The organism is Halorubrum halodurans, assembly GCF_002252985.1.
In the GTDB taxonomy this organism is placed as follows: Archaea; Halobacteriota; Halobacteria; order Halobacteriales; family Haloferacaceae; genus Halorubrum; species Halorubrum halodurans.
Window position 1 is genome coordinate 18,630 of the sequence record NZ_NHPJ01000049.1, and the last position, 16,971, is coordinate 35,600.

18 protein-coding genes and 1 tRNA gene are annotated in these 16,971 nt (G+C 70.6%); 11 read left to right on the forward strand and 8 right to left on the reverse strand.

Annotated elements, in window-relative coordinates; all coding sequences use genetic code 11:
- Both DJ70_RS04415 and DJ70_RS04420 read left to right on the forward strand, forming a co-directional pair.
- Complete coding sequence (locus DJ70_RS04415) at positions 1 to 1,224, forward strand: glycosyltransferase family 4 protein (protein WP_094530516.1); 1,224 nt, start codon at positions 1 to 3, stop codon at positions 1,222 to 1,224.
- Between the two features lie 49 nt (positions 1,225 to 1,273).
- The gene (locus DJ70_RS04420) at positions 1,274 to 1,504 is read left to right on the forward strand and encodes a hypothetical protein (protein ID WP_094530518.1); all 231 of its coding nucleotides are present in this window, start codon (positions 1,274 to 1,276) and stop codon (positions 1,502 to 1,504) included.
- Between the two features lie 24 nt (positions 1,505 to 1,528).
- Here the strand turns inward: DJ70_RS04420 and DJ70_RS04425 are convergent, their stop codons facing one another.
- Entirely contained in the window at positions 1,529 to 1,735 is a 207-nt protein-coding gene (locus DJ70_RS04425; protein WP_094530520.1) for a hypothetical protein, read from the reverse strand.
- A gap of 146 nt (positions 1,736 to 1,881) precedes the next feature.
- On the opposite strand from DJ70_RS04425, the gene DJ70_RS04430 reads away from it, so the two are divergent.
- Together DJ70_RS04430 and DJ70_RS04435 are read left to right on the forward strand one after the other, a co-directional pair.
- Entirely contained in the window at positions 1,882 to 3,435 is a 1,554-nt protein-coding gene (locus DJ70_RS04430; protein ID WP_094530522.1) for a heme-binding protein, read from the forward strand.
- Between the two features lie 99 nt (positions 3,436 to 3,534).
- A complete protein-coding gene (locus DJ70_RS04435; RefSeq protein WP_094530524.1) occupies positions 3,535 to 3,999 on the forward strand; it encodes a universal stress protein in 465 nt (154 codons plus the stop codon).
- A gap of 24 nt (positions 4,000 to 4,023) precedes the next feature.
- On the opposite strand, the gene DJ70_RS04440 is transcribed toward DJ70_RS04435, so the two are convergent.
- The 3 genes from DJ70_RS04440 to DJ70_RS04450 all read right to left on the reverse strand — a co-directional run bounded on the left by DJ70_RS04440 (position 4,024) and on the right by DJ70_RS04450 (position 6,471).
- The gene (locus DJ70_RS04440) at positions 4,024 to 4,971 is read right to left on the reverse strand and encodes a D-2-hydroxyacid dehydrogenase (RefSeq protein ID WP_094530526.1); all 948 of its coding nucleotides are present in this window, start codon (positions 4,969 to 4,971) and stop codon (positions 4,024 to 4,026) included.
- 105 nt (positions 4,972 to 5,076) lie between these two features.
- Complete coding sequence (locus tag DJ70_RS04445) at positions 5,077 to 6,270, reverse strand: cystathionine gamma-synthase (RefSeq protein WP_094530528.1); 1,194 nt, start codon at positions 6,268 to 6,270, stop codon at positions 5,077 to 5,079.
- A gap of 91 nt (positions 6,271 to 6,361) precedes the next feature.
- A tRNA-Glu gene (locus DJ70_RS04450) sits at positions 6,362 to 6,471 on the reverse strand.
- 300 nt (positions 6,472 to 6,771) lie between these two features.
- Between DJ70_RS04450 and DJ70_RS04455 the strand changes: the two genes are divergently transcribed.
- Both DJ70_RS04455 and DJ70_RS04460 read left to right on the forward strand, forming a co-directional pair.
- The gene (locus DJ70_RS04455) at positions 6,772 to 7,770 is read left to right on the forward strand and encodes a phosphate uptake regulator PhoU (protein WP_094530530.1); all 999 of its coding nucleotides are present in this window, start codon (positions 6,772 to 6,774) and stop codon (positions 7,768 to 7,770) included.
- Between the two features lie 89 nt (positions 7,771 to 7,859).
- Complete coding sequence (locus tag DJ70_RS04460) at positions 7,860 to 8,243, forward strand: hypothetical protein (protein WP_094530532.1); 384 nt, start codon at positions 7,860 to 7,862, stop codon at positions 8,241 to 8,243.
- 35 nt (positions 8,244 to 8,278) lie between these two features.
- Here the strand turns inward: DJ70_RS04460 and DJ70_RS04465 are convergent, their stop codons facing one another.
- Entirely contained in the window at positions 8,279 to 9,475 is a 1,197-nt protein-coding gene (locus tag DJ70_RS04465; RefSeq protein WP_094530534.1) for a PAS domain-containing response regulator, read from the reverse strand.
- 101 nt (positions 9,476 to 9,576) lie between these two features.
- On the reverse strand, positions 9,577 to 9,840 hold the full coding sequence (locus DJ70_RS04470; RefSeq protein ID WP_094530535.1) for a hypothetical protein: 264 nt from the start codon (positions 9,838 to 9,840) through the stop codon (positions 9,577 to 9,579).
- A gap of 86 nt (positions 9,841 to 9,926) precedes the next feature.
- Here DJ70_RS04470 and DJ70_RS04475 point away from each other — a divergent pair, with 86 nt between their 5' ends.
- Entirely contained in the window at positions 9,927 to 11,336 is a 1,410-nt protein-coding gene (locus tag DJ70_RS04475; RefSeq protein ID WP_094530537.1) for a class II fumarate hydratase, read from the forward strand.
- Positions 11,337 to 11,440: 104 nt separating this feature from the next.
- Here DJ70_RS04475 and DJ70_RS04480 read toward each other — a convergent pair whose 3' ends face one another.
- Together DJ70_RS04480 and DJ70_RS04485 are read right to left on the reverse strand one after the other, a co-directional pair.
- Positions 11,441 to 11,824, reverse strand: a complete 384-nt coding sequence (locus DJ70_RS04480) for an ACT domain-containing protein (RefSeq protein ID WP_094530539.1) — start codon at positions 11,822 to 11,824, stop codon at positions 11,441 to 11,443.
- Between the two features lie 78 nt (positions 11,825 to 11,902).
- Positions 11,903 to 12,112, reverse strand: coding sequence for a hypothetical protein (locus DJ70_RS04485; RefSeq protein ID WP_094530541.1), 210 nt, complete (start codon positions 12,110 to 12,112; stop codon positions 11,903 to 11,905).
- Between the two features lie 143 nt (positions 12,113 to 12,255).
- Between DJ70_RS04485 and sucC the strand changes: the two genes are divergently transcribed.
- From sucC to DJ70_RS04500, 4 genes are all read left to right on the forward strand, one after another.
- The gene (sucC, locus tag DJ70_RS04490; protein WP_094530543.1) at positions 12,256 to 13,401 is read left to right on the forward strand and encodes an ADP-forming succinate--CoA ligase subunit beta; all 1,146 of its coding nucleotides are present in this window, start codon (positions 12,256 to 12,258) and stop codon (positions 13,399 to 13,401) included.
- Positions 13,398 to 14,267: a succinate--CoA ligase subunit alpha gene (sucD, locus tag DJ70_RS04495; protein ID WP_094530545.1), complete on the forward strand. Its 870-nt coding sequence runs from the start codon at positions 13,398 to 13,400 to the stop codon at positions 14,265 to 14,267. Before sucC ends, sucD begins: the two co-directional genes overlap by 4 nt.
- 85 nt (positions 14,268 to 14,352) lie before the next feature.
- On the forward strand, positions 14,353 to 14,514 hold the full coding sequence (locus DJ70_RS17230; RefSeq protein ID WP_179233964.1) for a hypothetical protein: 162 nt from the start codon (positions 14,353 to 14,355) through the stop codon (positions 14,512 to 14,514).
- On the forward strand, positions 14,507 to 16,945 hold the full coding sequence (locus DJ70_RS04500; protein ID WP_094530547.1) for a hybrid sensor histidine kinase/response regulator: 2,439 nt from the start codon (positions 14,507 to 14,509) through the stop codon (positions 16,943 to 16,945). The genes DJ70_RS17230 and DJ70_RS04500 overlap by 8 nt, the downstream gene beginning before the upstream one ends.
- The last annotated feature ends 26 nt before the right edge of the window (positions 16,946 to 16,971 follow it).

A 16,971-nucleotide genomic window follows, 5' to 3' on the forward strand; every position in this document is an offset into this window, starting at 1 on the left:
ATGGGCGATCGGGGCGGCGGCTCCGAGGGCGAGGCCTCCGATGCCGACGAGGGGGCCGATGCCCCCCATGTCGGGATCGTCGTCTACGGCGATCTCGACGTCCGATCGGGAGGATTCCTCTACGACCGACGGCTCGCCGACCACCTCGCGGACCGCGGCTGGACGGTCGAGGTCGTCTCGCTGCCCGAGCGGTCCTACCGCCGGTCGCTCCTCACGAACCTCGCGCCCGGACTGGTCGATCGCCTCGACCGCGTCGACGTCGTCGTCGAGGACGCCTACTGCGGCCCGTCGCTGTTCCTCGCGAACCGCAGGGTCGGGACGCCCGTGGTCGCGCTGGTCCACTACCTCCGGTCGGCGGTCGTCGGCAAGGGCGTCGGCGGCCGGGTCGTCCGGGCGATCGAGCGCGACTACCTCGGGACCGCGGACGCGTACGTGTTCAACAGCCGGCCGACGCGGGAGGCCGTCGCCGATCTGTGCGGCGTCGGCGGCTCCGGTCGGATCGGGGATCCCGAGCGGACCGAGGGGACGGCCGGGACGTCGCTTCCGGGCGTCGTCGCGCCCCCCGCCGGCGACCGGCTCGGGACCGCCCCGGCGCTCTCCGGCGACCGGCTGACGCGGGACCCGTTCCAGGTGGTCGCCGTCGGCAACGTCACCCCGCGGAAGGGGATCGCGACCCTGATCCGGGGGCTGTCGCGTCTCGACGACGGGATCGACTGGCGGCTCCGGGTCGTCGGGGACGTGGACGTCGCGCCCGAGCACGTCGCGTCGCTGCGGGCGCTCGCCGACCGCCGCGGGGTGGCGGAGCGGGTGGCGTTCGCCGGGCGCGTCGACGACGACGCGCTCCGCGGGGAGCTGCGCTCGGCGCACCTCCTCGCGGTCCCCTCGCGATACGAGCCGTTCGGGATCGTCTACCTCGAGGGGATGGCGTTCGGGCTGCCGGCGATCGCCTCGGCGAACGGCGGCGCGAGCGACTTCGTCGGCGACCACAACGGCGCGCTCGTCCCGCCCGGCGACGCCGAGGCCGTCGCGGACGCGATCGGTCCCCTCGCGCGCGACCGCGACCGCCTCCGCCGGCTGAGCGAGGCGGCCCGCGAGACGTTCCGGGGGCACCCGACGTGGAAGGAGACCTGCGGACGGGTCGAACGGTTCCTCCGCGGGGTCGTCGAGACCGGGACGGTCGACGGCGCCGCCGCGGCCGCCGAGACACACGAATATCACTACTGATAGTTTGCGTGTGATCTTTTTACGTCCGTGTCGAGAACGGCCGGATAGCATGTCAGAAGAGATAGTCTTCGTCTGTACCGCGGAGGGGTGTGACGCCGGACCGTGGGAGGGGGCACACGACGCGATGGCCCACTGCGAGGAGGCCGCGGACCACGGCTACACGGGTCGGCCGCGATCGGAGGTCGACGTGGTGATCCCCGCGACCGCGGTCGAAAAGCGCGACAACCGGAACCTCCAGCACAAGGGTCATCCGGAGGGCGCGCTGGCGAACGACGACTGAGCCGGGGAGGTCCAGGCGCCGGCCTCACTCCTCCTCGAACAGCCCGAGGTCGTCGGCGACGAGGTCGGCCAGCCGGTCTTTGAGCCCCGGATCGACCTCCGCCACCTCCTCACCGTCGTGTTTCCCGTCGTTGTGCCGGGAGAGCGCGTCCGCCACGTCCGAGAGGGGAACCCGCGTCTCCGTCTCGCAGTCGGTACACACTATCGGGACGGTCGGCTCCTCGGAAGACATCGCTCGGAGAGTGACGGGTGGCCGATATAGTCCTTCGGGACGCAGCGCGCGTCGCAGCCGGGCCGGATCGATCCGGCCCCGCCCGGATCGAGTCACGGCCGCGGGCGACTCGAAAACCCCTAAGTCACGGCGACCCAACCTCGCGTATGGTCGAGGCACCAGCGACGGAGGAAGGGTGGTTCGCGCTACACGAGTTCCGGTCGATCGACTGGGGTGCGTGGCGCGACGCGCCCGAGCGGAAGCGGGAACGCGCCGTCGAGGAGGGCCGGTCGTACCTGCTCCACCGCGAGAAGCTCGCGGCCGCCGACGCCGGCGACTCCGCGGTCTTCTCCGTGCTCGGACACAAGGCGGACCTGTTGACGATCCACTTCCGTCCGACGCTCGACGAGCTGTCGACGATCGAGCGCGGGTTCGAGAACACCGCGCTCGCCGAGTTCACGACCACCGAGTCGTCGTACGTCTCGGTCACGGAGGTGTCGGGGTACGTCTCGGACGCCTACTTCGAGGGCGACGAGGACGAGGTCGACGAGGAGCTCCGCCGGTACATCGAGGGGAAGCTGAAACCGGAGATCCCGGACGACGAGTACGTCTCCTTCTACCCGATGAGCAAGCGCCGCGGCGAGGAGTACAACTGGTACGACCTCTCCTTCGAGGAGCGCGCCGATCTGATGGCCGGCCACGGCGACGTCGGTCGCGAGTACGCCGGACGGATCAAACAGGTGATCGCCTCCTCCGTCGGCTTCGACGACCACGAGTGGGGCGTGACCCTGTTCGGCTCGGACCCGACCGACATCAAGGACATCGTCTACGAGATGCGCTTCGACGAGGCCTCCTCGCGGTACGGCGAGTTCGGGCGGTTCTACGTCGGCCGCCGGTTCCCGCCGGGCGACCTCGGCGCGTACCTCGCCGGCGAGGCGGTCCCGACCGGCGACGCGGGCGGCGAGGGCGACGCTGACGGCCACCACGGCGACGGCGCACACGACCACCACGGCGAGGGTGGCTCGGCTCACGGCGATCACCCCCACGGGGACGGGAGCGCCGGCGGCGAGGGCGACCATCCCCACGGCGGGGACGACCACGCCCACGGTGACGCCGACGCCGGGGAGTCCGCCGACGCCGACGGGATCCGCGGCGAGCTCGCCGACCTCGACATCTACGCCGGCAAACCCCACGGGGAGGACGTGTTCGCGACGGTGCTGTACAGCGAGGCCGACGTCGACGACCTCTTCGAGGAGGTCCAGGGGCTCCGCGCCAACTTCGACCACTACGGCACCCACGTGAAGACCGCGGTGTACGAGGGCCGAGGGACCGACCGCGCCGCCGTCGTCTCCCTCTGGGAGACCTCCTCGGCGGCCGAGACCGCGGCCGGCTTCCTCTCTGAGCTGCCGGGGGTCGTGGGTCGCGCCGGCGAGGAGTCCGGCTTCGGGACGATGGGCATGTTCTACACCGTCAAGCCCGAACACCGTGAGGACTTCACCGACACCTTCGACGAGGTCGGCGAGGCGCTCGCCGGGATGGACGGCCACCTCGAGACGGACCTGATGGTGAACGTCGAGGACGAAAACGACATGTTCATCGCCAGCCAGTGGCGCGCGAAGGAGGACGCGATGGACTTCTTCGGCTCCGACGACTTCCGCGAGACCGTCAAGTGGGGTCGGGAGGTCCTCGCCGACCGGCCGCGACACGTCTTCCTGGCCTGACGGCCGCGACGGTCCGGCCCGGCGGGTCGTCCCGACCGGGCGGACCGTCGGCGGCGGCGACCGCACCCTTTTAACTTTCGCGTCGGCGAACGGTCGGGCATGTTCGACACGATCGTGGTCGCGACGGACGGCTCCGACAGCGTCGGTCGGGCGGTCGACGTCGCGATCGACCTGGCCGCCCGCTTCGACGCGGCGGTCCACGCGCTGTACGTCCTCGACACGGGCGAGGTCGAGTCGTCGCCCGACGAGGTGCGCGAGGACCTCCGCGACGCGCTCGACGACCACGGGGAGCGCGCGCTCGCGGCGGTCGTCGAGCGCGGGGCGGACCGCGACGACGCCCTCGAGGTCGTGACCGACGTGCGCGAGGGGCGACCGGCCAGAGAGATCGTCTCGTACGCCGACGGGATCGGCGCCGACCTCGTCGTCACCGGGACCCGCGGGCGACACGGGGAGAACCGCTTTCTCATCGGGTCCGTCGCCGAGAACGTCGTCAGGACCTGTGACGTTCCCGTGTTGACGGTGCGCCGGCTCACGGACGAGGACCCGCGGCGAGTCACGTTCTGATCGGCGATCCGGACGGCGGGTATCTCAAAACACCCGATTGCGGAGCTCCTCGCCCGCGTCGAGTCGATCGAGGTTCCCCGCGAGGACGTCGGCGAGACGGTCGAAGTACGCCGGCGTGTGCCCCGCGTTGTGCGGCGTGATCGTGACGTCCGAGACCCCCCACAGCGGGTGGTCCTCGGGGAGCGGCTCGGGGTCGGTCACGTCGAGGGCGGCCCCCCGGATCCGGTTGTTCCGCAGCGCGGCGACGAGCGCGTCGGTGTCGACCACGCGGCCGCGCGCGATGTTGACGAGCACGGCGTCCGAGCGCATCGTCCGGAGGACGTCGCCGTCGATCAGCCCCTCCGTCGCGTCCGAGAGCGGACAGGCGAGCACGACGTACTCGGCGTCGGCGACCGCCTCGTGGATCCGGTCGAAGCCGACCACCTCGTCCGTCGGGCCGCCCTTCTCCGGCGTGTAGCGGACGCCGACCGTCTCGACGTCGAACGCGGAGAGCCGGTCGACGATCGTCTCGCCGATCGCGCCGAGGCCGACGACGGCGACCCGCGAGCCGTACACCTCGGTCGTGGGGTACGAGCGCCACTCGCGGCGCCGTTTCTGTCGCTGGGCGCGATGGAACCCGCGGGCGTGGCCGATCATCGCGCCGACGACGTACTCGGCGATGTTCGGGCCGTGGACGCCGGAGGCGTTCGTCACCGCGATCCCGTGCTCCTCGAACGCCTCGCGGGGGAGGTGGCCCGTCCCCGCGTACACGCAGGCGAAGAGCTCCAGGTTCTCGGCGGCCGCGAGGTCCTCCCCGTCGGCGGTGGGGCCGGTCGCGACCCGTGCCCGCGAGAGGTACTCGCGCTCCTCCGCGGGCGTCCGCGCGAGCGCGATCTCGCGGTCGGGGAGCCGCTCGCGGAGTATCTCGGCGTAGTCGCTGCCCTCGATACCGTGGATCTTCTGTCGCAAGACGACGACGTCCGGGTCGGCCATGGCCGTGGGGACGGCGAGGGGGACCAAAAGGCTCGGTACCGCGGCCCCGACTACCGGGACCGGGTCGGCGCGCCCGACGACGTCCCGGCGGACGGGGAGCCGGCCTCACTCCAGCGCGACGTCGAACGCCCGCTGGAGGTCCGCCTTCATGTCGTCGACGTGCTCGATGCCGACCGAGACGCGGATCAGCCCGTCGGTGAGCCCGGCGGCGAGCCGCTCCTCGCGGGGGATCGCGGCGTGGGTCATCGCGGCGGGCTGCTCGATGAGGCTCTCGACGCCGCCGAGCGACTCCGCGAGCGTGAACACCTCCGTCTCCTCGACGACGGTCGAGGCCTGCTCGAGGCTGCCGTCGAACTCGAAGGAGAGCATCCCGCCGAAGTCGTCCATCTGGTCGGCGGCGAGCTCGTGGTGCGGGTGCGACTCGAGGCCGGGGTAGTAGACGCGGCTCACGTCGTCGTGGTCCCGGAGCCACTCGGCGAGTTCGGCGGCGTTCTCGCAGTGGCGGTCCATCCGGACGGGCAGCGTCTTCGTGCCCCGAAGGACGAGGAACGCGTCGAACGGGCCGGGGGTCGCGCCGACCGAGTTCTGGTAGAAGCCGATCTCCTCGTCGAGGTCGGCGTCGTCGACGATCAGCGCCCCGCCGATCGTGTCGGAGTGGCCGCCGAGGTACTTCGTGAGCGACTGACAGACGACGTCCGCGCCGTGTTCGAGCGGGCGCTGGAGGTACGGCGTCGCGAACGTGTTGTCGACGGCACACAGCGCGTCCGCCTCGTGGGCGATGTCGGCGAGCGCGCCGATGTCGTTCACGTTCATCAGCGGGTTCGTCGGGGTCTCGACCCAGACCAGCTCCGTGTTCGGCTCCATCGCCTCGCGGACCGCGTCGTGGTCGGTGGTGTCGACGAAGGTGGTCTCGAGGTCGTACTGGTCGTACACCTGCGTGAGGATCCGGTGGGTGCCCCCGTAGACGTCGTCGCCGGCGACGACGTGGTCACCGGCGGAGAGCAGGTTGAGCACGGTGTTTATCGCGCCCATCCCCGAGGAGAAACAGCGGGCGTGACTGCCCGACTCCAGCGCCGCGAGGTTCTCCTCCAGGTCGGTGCGCGTCGGGTTCCCGGTCCGCGAGTACTCGTAGCCGCGGTGGTCGCCGGGGCCGTCCTGTTCGTACGTCGAGTTGGCGTGGATCGGCGTCATCAGCGCGCCCGTCTCCGGGTCCGGCTCCTGGCCGGCGTGGATCGCTCGCGTCTCGAACCGGAAGTCGTCGGCGTCGACACCGTCGTCCGCTGGGTCGGGATCGCTCATGGGTGCTTCTCGGCGGCCGGGGTCGTCACTCTTGTCCTTCCGGTCGGCGACGGACGCGAGCCGGCGGCTCGGCGGACGGCTCCACGAGAAGTGCTCGGTCAGGGATTTGAACCCTGGTCGTCGGCTGTCTTCCGAACCGGCACGTCTGGTACCGCGTTCGTCGAAAGGCCAACATGATTGGCCGGACTACACCAACCGAGCGCGACCGTTCGTTGTGACGGATCCGGTTTAACTCTTCTCAACTCCTCCCCGCCCAGTCACGCGTTCACACGGATCCGCGGGACAGCCGCGAGGCCGGAGATCGGCGAGACCGCGGGCGTCGGTCCGGGCCGAACGTAAATATATATACACGATACCCGCTATGTATTCGATCGGTCCGGTCTCGCGTCGTCCGGAGCGGTCGCCCGAACTGCCCGGTTCCGCCCACACCGTGTGACCGGCGGGCGAACGGATCTATATATCTTCCACAACGTTAAGTACGGACGACGACGACACGACCGTATGGAAACCCGGAAGGTGCAGGTCACCGGCGGCTCGACGTACACGGTCTCGATCCCGAAGTCCTGGGCGACCGAGAACGACGTCGGTGCGGGAAGCGAGGTCGAGTTCTATCCGGACGGCGACTCGCTGTTTCTCACGCCGCGGTCCGAGGAGGAGCGGACGCGGGGGACCCTCGACATCGCCGGCCTGACCGGCCAGGACCTCACTCGCGCGGTGACGACCATGTACGTCAGCGGGTTCGACGTGATCGAGCTGGCCGGCGGCGAGATCACCACCGAGCAGCGCTCGACGATCCGGGAGGCGGTCCAGAGCCTCGTCGGCCTCGAGGTGTTGGAGGAGACGCGCGACCGCGTCGTGGTCCGCGACCTGCTCGACTCCTCCGAGCTGTCCATCCACAACGCCGTCACCCGGATGCGGCTGATCTCGTTGTCGATGCTCGAGGACGCGATCACCGCGCTCTCCGAGCTCGATCACGACCTCGCGCGCGACGTGATCGACCGCGACGACGACCTCGACCGGCTGTGGCTCGTCGTCTCGCGGATCTTCCGGGCCACCCTCCGAACGCCGAAGGCGGCGGAGGAGCTCGGACTCCCCCGCGAGGAGTGTTTCGACTACCACTCGAGCGCGCGACAGCTGGAGCGGGTCGGCGACCACGCGACCAAGATCGCCCACCTGACGCTGAACATCGAGGAGCCGCTCCCCGAGGAGGTGATCGACGCCATCGACGACCTCCACGGCGACGCCGTCGAGGTGGTCGACACCGCGATGGACGCGCTGTTCGCCGAGGACAACGACGAGGCGACCCGGCTCGCGAACGAGGCACGCACCGGCGTCCGCGCCATCGACGAGCGCGTGCGAGCGATCGACGAGCTGCTCCGCGGGCTCGACCCGACCCGCGCACAGCTTCTGGGGCTCGTGGTCGACTCCGTCCTCCGGTCCGCCGACTACGGCGGCAACGTCGCCGAGACCGCCCTCCAGAAGGCCGCGCCGACCCCCTGAGCCGACGGCCGCGTCCCGAGGCCGCCTCCAGCCACCGCGTTCGAGCCGACTGCCGTGTCTTTTTGTCCGTCGGCGCCCGACACGGTTCCATGCCGGAGATCGAGTTAGGCGTCCCGCGAGGGGTCATCGAGTCGTTGCCGGAGGGAGACGAGACCGCGGAGCGGGACATGCGGCGGGCCATCGCCGGGATCCAGTCCCGCCTGAACGAGGAGATCGACGGGAGCGACCCGTCGGAGGCGGCGCCGGTCGTCGTCGACGCGGTCGAGCGCATGGAGGCGCAGGCGAGCACCTACCACGAGTTCGTCCCCGAACTCCGGGCGTGGGGACAGTCGCCGATCTACGCGATCGCCTGGCGGAACCTCTACGTCGAGCTGATCGGCCAGCTGTACGAACACGAGTGGCTCGCCGGCGAGCTCGACCGCGAGCGCAACTTCCGGCTCGTCGACGACGGGATCCGGCTCTCGGACCTGTAGCGACGTCCGCCGTCCCGCTCGCCGGCGCCCGCGTCCTACTCGCCGGCGTCCTCATCCTCGTCGACCCGATACAGCCAGAGGTGCCCCTCGCCCTCCGGAAGGTCGATCGGCCGGTAGGTGCGCCGGAACGTTCGCCCGTCGGCGAGCGCCAGCCGCTCGTCGTAGACCGCTTCCCGAGCCTCGATGACCTCGTTCAGCCGGGCCACGAACCCCTCGGGATCCGCGAACCGGTCGCTCACGTCGATCGCGAACTGCTCGCAGTCGACGCCCACCGCCTCCTCGGGGTCGCCGTCGATCCCGAACAGCTCGTACAGCCGGTCGTTGACCGTGAGGACGCACCGGTCGGCGTCCTCGACGAGCACGCCGTGCGGAAGCGTGTCGAACACGGTCGAGAGGACGGCGGTCGTGCGCTCGAGCGTGCGTTTCCGCGCCTCGCGTTCGGTGATGTCCTCGAACTGGGAGAAGATCCGGATCACCTCCCCGTCGTCGTCGGTCACCACCTGGTTGTGCCACGCACACCGGATCCGATCGCCGTCGCGGGTGACGTTGTCGTTGACGCTCCGGTAGCCACCGCGATCGGCGAGCAGGCCGCGTTCGATCTCCGCCACGTGCCGCCGCTGGTTCTCCGGAACGATCGGCATCCACGTGCCGCCGATGAGCTCCTCGGCGTCGTAGCCGGTGATCTCCTCGGCGACCGGGTTCACCCGGACGATCTCGAACGACTCGTCGTACTCGATGATCCCGAGGGGCGACTGCTCGATGAACCGCGAGAGCCGGTCCTGGCTCGCCGCCAGCGCCCGCTTGGACCGGTACTGGTCCACGGCGTTTCGGACCCGGTTGGCGAGCACGGTGTACTGGTCCGTTCCCGCCTCCTTCTGGATGTAGTCGGTGACGCCGGCGGAGATGGCCTCTCTCGCGATCTCCTCGGATCCCTTGCCCGTGAACAGCACGAACGGGACGTCGACGTCGCGCTCGCGGACCGTCTCGAGCAGTTCCAACCCGTCCGTCCCCGGCATGTCGTAGTCGCTGACGATACAGTCGATCCGTCCGCCCTCCGACTCGAGCGCCGCCAGCGCGTCGTCGGCGGCGGTCTCCGAGCGGACCGAGAACGCGTCGTCGACGCGCTCGAGGTACGTGGCGACGAGGTCGGTGAACGCCCGATCGTCGTCGACGTGGAGGATCCGGATCCGCCCGTCTCGCGCGTCGTGCGGTCCGTGGAGGGGATCCGTCATGATAGTACGGGAGAAGGTCGCACGAAATATACTTTCGGGTCGGCGGGCCGAACCGATCGATCGGTCGATCGGTGGCGAGCGATCCGACGGCTCGGGATCGGTTACTCGCCGCCGGAGACCGCCGGCGGCGCTCCGGCGGCCGCCTCCCCCTCGTCGCCGGTGCGAGCGAGCCGGAAGAGCCCGACGAGCGCGCCGACGACGATGAGGATTCCCTCGACGCGGGCGGCCGCGAGGATCCACGGCTTCGGCTCCGCGTCCTCGGCGTTCCGGTAGGCAACGCGGGTGAGCACGCGAACGAGCGGACCGGGGGCGACCGCCTCGATCAGCCCGAGGAGTCCGGCGGCGAGGAGCAGGTGAGCGCGCATGCTCGCGCTTCGACGGGAGACGACAAAAGCGATGCGGCCACGCCGGGAAAGGTAGCTTTTACTCCGTCTCCGGGGAAGGCCCGAGCATGGGTGAGGACTACCGCACGGAGGAGGACAGCCTCGGCGAGATGCAGGTGCCGGCCGACGCCTACTGGGGCGCACAGACCCAGCGGGCCGTCGAGAACTTCCCCATCTCGGGGATCGGGTTCGGCCGACGGTTCGTCCGCGCGCTCGGCGTCGTCAAGAAGGCGGCCGCGCAGGCGAACCGGGACCTGGGGCTCGTCGACGACGACACCGCGGCGGCGATCGTCGCGGCCGCCGACGAGGTGATCGCGGGCGAGCACGACGACCAGTTCCCGGTCGACATCTTCCAGACCGGCTCCGGCACCTCCTCCAACATGAACGCCAACGAGGTGATCGCCAACCGCGCCGCCGAGATCGCGGGCGCGGAGATCGGCGACCGCGTCGTCCACCCGAACGACCACGTCAACTACGGGCAGTCGTCGAACGACGTGATCCCGACGGCGATGCACGTCGCCTCCCTCGAGGCCGTCGAGAAGGACCTCGTGCCCGCCCTCGAGACGCTCCACGCCGAACTCGAGGCGAAGGAGGCCGAGTTCGACGGCGTCGTCAAGACCGGCCGCACCCACCTCCAAGACGCCACGCCGGTCCGGCTCGGCCAGGAGTTCGGGGGCTACCGGACGCAGATCGCGAAGGGCATCGAGCGCGTCGAGGCCGTCCAGTCGAACCTCCGCGAGCTCGCGCTCGGCGGCACCGCGGTCGGCACGGGGCTCAACACCCACCCCGAGTTCCCCGGCCTCGCCGCGGAGTACATCTCGGAGGCGACCGGCACCGAGTTCCGCGAGGCCGACGACCACTTCGAGGCGCAGGCCGCCCACGACGCGATGGCGGAGGCCCACGGCGCGTTGCGGACGGTCGCCGGGAGCATGAACAAGATCGCGAACGACCTCCGCCTGCTCGCCTCCGGCCCCCGGAACGGCCTCGGCGAGATCGAACAGCCGGAGAACCAGCCCGGCTCCTCGATCATGCCCGGCAAGATCAACCCGGTGGTCGCCGAGTCGGTCAACCAGGTCCACAAGCAGGTCGTCGGCAACGACGCCGCCGTCGCCGCGGGCGCGGCCCGCGGCGAGATCGACCTGAACCTCTACAAGCCGGTCGTCGCGCACAACTTCCTCCAGTCGGCCGCGCTGCTCTCGAACGCGGCCGAGACGTTCGGCGAGCGCTTCGTCGCGAAGCTGGAGGCCAACGAGGAGCACTGCGAGACGCGCGTCGAGCAGTCGATGGCGCTCGCGACCGCGCTGAACCCCGCGATCGGCTACGACAAGGCCTCGAAGGTGGCCAAGAAGGCGCTCGCGGAGGACAAGAGCGTTCGCGAGGTCGCCGTCGCGGAGGGGTACCTCACCGAGGCGGAGGCCGACGAGGTGCTCGACCCCGAGGCGATGACCCACCGCGTCATCCTCGGTGACGAGGAGTAAGCCGCCGGACGTCGGTCGCGGTCGCCGACCCTATGACGCCCGCCTACCACGCCCGCCAGCCCTACCACGCCCGCCGACCCGGACCGCCTCGCCGGGCGTCGCCGTCACTCGACGATCGCACACCCCAGCTCCTCGAGTCGTCGCACGGCTGCGGGGAGGTCCGCCTCCTTGACCAACACGTGGTCGGTCGCGTACGAGGAGAGGACGAACACCGAGACGTCCGCCTCCGCGAGCGCCGTCGCGACCGCCGCCAGGAACCCGACGAGTTCGAACGGGAGATCCATCTCGAAGGTCAGGCGTCTCCATCCGGGTTCGACCGCGTCGGCGGCGATCGCCTCGACGTCGTCGCTCTCGACGACCACCGTCGTCTCGCCCGCCTCGCGGACCGTCGCGAACGCGTCGGGGTGGTCGTGGTCGGTCCGGCAGACCGCGTACGTCTCCGACGAGACGCTGACGGTTCCGTCACGGAGGAACTCGCTCGGATCCATGCGGATCGCAACCGCGCCGGCGGGTAAAAAGGCGCGTCGCCGCCGGTCGCGATCGCCGGCTCAGTCGCGAACGCCGGTTCAGTCGCGGCCGGTCCGCACGAGGAGGGCGACGCCGGTGACCGACACCGACAGCCCGAAGACGATCAGCCCGAGGTATCCGAGGGCTATCGATCCGACGTCCTGGATGGCCGCGTTGTACTCGTCGGTCACGTGCGCGAAGAGCAGCAGGGTCCCCGCGAGACTGATCAGGAGTCCGAGCGCGTTCGCCCGCAGTCCAGTCTCCGCCATGTCGTCTCCCCGTCCGTCCCGACGTAAAGTAGCCGCGCATCCGTGGATCGACGCGGGCGCGCCCCCGTCGGAACGCGACGCGAGCCAGCCGCGCGAGGCGAATCGGCACCATTTAAGCCGCCGTCGGTATCGATCCCACACGGATGAAACTTCACGAGTATCAAGCGAAGTCTATCTTCGCGGACGCCGGGATCCCGGTACCGGACTCCCGGCTCGCGACGTCCGTCGAGGAGGCGCTCGACGCCGTCGACGAGATCGGCTACCCGGCCGCGATCAAGGCACAGGTCCACGTCGGGGGGCGCGGGAAGGCCGGCGGGATCAAGATCGCGACCGACCGCGACGAGGCCGAGCAGTACGCCGAGGAGATCCTCGGGATGGACCTGAAGGGGTACACCGTCGAGACGGTCCTCGTCGAGGCGGGCGTCGACTTCGTCGACGAGCTGTACGTCGGCGTCACGATGGACCGCGGCGAGGGCGAGCCCGTCCTGATGGTCTCGACCGAGGGGGGCGTCGACATCGAGGAGGTCGCGGCGGAGACCCCCGACGCGATCGCCCGCGAGCACGTCGACCCCGCGTTCGGGCTCCACCCCTATCAGGCCCGCAAGGTCGTCTACGAGGCGGGCGTCGACGCCGACGTGGCGCTGGACGTGGCGTCGATCCTCTCGACGCTGTACGACCTCTACGAGGACAGCGACGCCTCGGAGATCGAGGTCAACCCCGTGATGGTCACGAGCGACCGCGACGTGGTCGCCGCCGACGCCGTGATGAACGTCGACGAGGACGCGCTGTTCCGCCAGCCCGACCTCGCGGAGATGGCCGAGGAGTCCTACGAGGACGACCTCGAGCGCAAGGCGGGCGAGTACGGCTTCGACTACGTCCGTCTCTCCGGCAACGTCGGCATCATCGGCAACGGCGCGGGCCTCGTGATGACGACGCTCGACTTAGTCGACTACTACGGCGGCTCCCCCGCCAACTTCCTCGACATCGGCGGCGGCGCGAAGGCCGACCGCGTCGCGAACGCGCTCGACATGGTCTTCTCCGACGAGAACGTCGACGCGGTCGTCTTCAACATCTTCGGCGGGATCACCCGCGGCGACGAGGTCGCGAAGGGGATCAACGAGGCGCTGGAGCAGTTCGACGAGATCCCGAAGCAGGTGGTCGTCCGGCTCGCCGGCACGAACGCCGCGGAGGGGATGGAGATCCTGAACACGGACCTCGTGGAGGTCGAGGAGACGCTGGAGGACGCCGTCCAGCGCGCGGTGAAGAACGCGGAGGAGGTGACCCAATGAGCATTTTCGTCGACGACGACACGCGGGTGGTGGTCCAGGGGATCACCGGCGGGGAAGGGAAGTTCCACGCCGAACAGATGATCGAGTACGGGACGAACGTCGTCGCCGGCGCGGTGCCCGGCAAGGGCGGCCAGGAGGCCGCCGGCGTTCCGGTGTACGACACGGTCGACGAGGCCGTCGAGGCGGAGGACGCCGACGCCTCCGTGATCTTCGTGCCGCCGGCGTTCGCCGCGGACGCGATCTTCGAGGCGCTCGACACGGACCTCGACCTCGCGGTCGCGATCACGGAGGGGATCCCGACCCAGGACATGGCGAAGGTGAACAGGCGGCTCTCCGAGACCGACACGCGGCTTCTCGGGCCGAACTGTCCGGGCATCATCACGCCGGGCGAGGCGAAGCTCGGCATCCTGCCGGGCAACATCTTCGCCGACGGCAACGTGGGGCTCGTCTCCCGCTCCGGCACCCTGACCTACCAGGTCGTCGACAACCTCACCGAGCGCGGGATCGGCCAGACGACCGCCATCGGCATCGGGGGCGACCCGATCATCGGCACCTCCTTCATCGACGCCCTCGAGGCGTTCGAGGCCGACACGGAGACCGACGCGGTCGTGATGTGCGGCGAGATCGGCGGCGAGGACGAGGAGGAGGCCGCGGCGTTCATCGGCGAGCACATGGACACGCCGGTCGCCGGCTTCATCGCCGGTCGCACCGCCCCGCCGGGCAAGCGCATGGGGCACGCGGGCGCCATCGTCTCGGGCTCCGGGACGGGCACTGCGGAGTCGAAGATCGACGCGCTCAACGACGCGGGCGTCCCCGTCGGCGACACCCCCGAGGAGGTCGCCGACCACGTCGAGAGCTTCCTGTAGAGCCGCGCTCCGGCACTGAGCCCGGAAGAATCGATCTCGATATTTCCGCGAAACCTTCAAATGAGCACGAGGTGTTTCGGGTCGTATGAGACGACGTCCCGAGATCGGTTCCGGGGGACCGATCGAGGGTGCGTTGACGTCGCCGTCCGGGCGGCCGCCCGGCGGCTTCGAGACGTTCCGCGGCCGACGGCCCGCGTCGGAGTCGGCGGCGGGACCGTGCCCCGGACGGGGGGCCGGGCGTGAGTGAGCCCGCGCCGGACGGCTCCGACGCGGGCCGCCGGGCGGTCGTCCTCGTCGTCGACGACGAGCCGGAGGCGGCGGATCTGGCGGCGACGTACCTCGAACGCCTCCTCGAGGGGATCGAGACGGTCACGGAGACGTCCCCGGCCGCGGCGCTCGCTCGGCTCCGCGAGCGGCGGGTCGACTGTATCGTCAGCGACCACGACATGCCGGGGATGGACGGGTTGGAGCTGCTCGAGACGGTCCGCGAGGAGGTCGGCGACCTCCCCTTCGTGCTGTTCACGGGCAAGGGATCCGAGGAGATCGCGAGCGAGGCCATCTCCGCCGGCGTCACCGACTACCTCCAGAAGGGCGGCGGCGCGGACGGATACGAGATGCTCGCGAACCGCGTGGACAACGCGCTCTCCCGCCGACGGGCCGAGTCGAACCTGCGGGCGGTCAACCGGAAGGTGACCGCGATCCACGAGTTCGCGACCGAGCTGTCGGACGCGGAGACCGCCGCCGAGGTGTTCGAGCGCGTCGTCGACGTCGCGGAGGAGGTCCTCGAGTTCGACCGCTGTCTCACGGCCAGACGCGACGGCGAGTACGTCGATCCGGCCGCGCTCTCGGAGGGCGTCACCGACGACGACGTCCGTCGCTTCGAACTCGGGGAGGGGCTCGCGGGACGGACCGTGGCCGAGGAGCGGACGTTCCTCGTCGAGGCGGTCGAGGGATCGCCGGACGCCGCCCCCGTCGCCGACGACGTCGAGTCCGCGATCAGCGTCCCGATCGGCGGATACGGGCTGCTTCAGGCGATCTCCAGCGGCCACGCGGCCTTCGACGAGCGGGACGTGGAGTTCGCGGAGCTGGTCGCCGCACACGCCGCGGAGGCCATAGAGCAGATCGAAACGGAGGAGACGCTCCGGGCGGAGCGTGACCGGCTCGCCGTGCTCTTCGACAACGTCCCGTCGCCGGTGGCGCGGCTCGTGATCGACGGGTCGGGCGAGCGCACACTCGACGCGACGAACGACGCGTTCGAGTCGACGTTCGGCTGCGTCGCGGGCGAGGACACCTACGAGGCGATGTGCGAGGCCATCGTTCCCGAGGGGGTCGAGTCGATCGAGCCGGACTGGTCCGAGACGGACATGGAGCCGATCCGGACGGAGGTCGAGCGCCGGACCGTCTCGGGGTGCCGGGAGTTCATCCTGAACGCCATCCCCACGGAGCGGAGCGGGACGGTCCTCCTCCATCTGGTGTACGCAGACATCGACGAGCAGAAGCAGGTCGAACGAACCCTCCGCCGGCTCCACGAGGCGACGCGGGAGATGTTCGCCGGCGAGGACCGCGAGACCGTCGCCGAGGTCGCGGCACGGACCGCGATCGACACGCTGGGGTTCCCGAGCAGCGGGGTCCGGCTGTACGACCCCGACGCTGGAACGCTCCAGCCGACGGTGATAAGCGAGGAGGCGACGGCGGCGCTCGGCGAACGCCCCCCGTTCGGGCCGGGCGACGGGGCGCTGTGGGACGCCTACGACCGAGGGGAAGCGGTCCGCATCGACGACCTCGCGGCCGAGGAGACCGTCGTGGAGTACGGCGACCTCCGGAGTCTGCTCGTCGTGTCCCTCGAGGACCACGGCGTGATGCCGCTCGGCTCTCCCGACCCCGGCTTCTTCGACGACACGGACGTCCAGCTCGCGCGGGTGCTGGCCGCGAACGTGACCGCCGCGCTGGACCGTGCCGAGCGGACCGAACAGCTCCGCGAGCGCGACGCCGCGCTCCAGCGGGAGCTCGATCGCCTCGAGAAGTTCGCGGGCGTGGTCTCACACGACCTCCGGAACCCGCTCACGGTCGCGAGCGGGCGCGTCGATCTCCTCCGTCCGTTGATCGACGGCGAGGACGCCCACGAACAGCTCGATCGCCTGGAGGACGCCCACGCGCGGATGGGCGAGCTGATCGACGACCTCCTCGAGCTCGCGAGGGAGGGACGGACGGTCGACGAGCCGGAGTCCGTCGCGATCGCCGACGCCGTGCGGGAGGCGTGGAGGACCGTCGACACGGCCGGTGCCGCCCTCGAGGTCGAGGCGGGCGACGCGACCGTCCACGCCGACCCGGAGCGGCTCCGAACGCTGTTCGAGAACCTCTTTCGGAACAGCGTGGAACACGGGTCCGCGGGCGACGGGACGCCGCCCCGATCGGCCGACGGTCCGGCGGTCACGGTGACCGTCGGTCCCCTTTCCGACGGCTTCTTGGTCGCGGACGACGGGCCGGGGTTCGACGGGGTCGACCCGGCGGAGGCGATGGGCTACGGGGTCACGGGCGCGGACCACGGCTCCGGACTCGGACTGGCGATCGTCAGGGAGATAGCCGACGCACACGGCTGGCGGGTGACGGCCGAGGAGGCGGGGGACGCGGAGGGGAGCGGGTCCGGGGCACGCTTCGAGTTTCGGAGCGACGGGTAGCGCCCGCGGGCCGGCGTGGGTCGGGG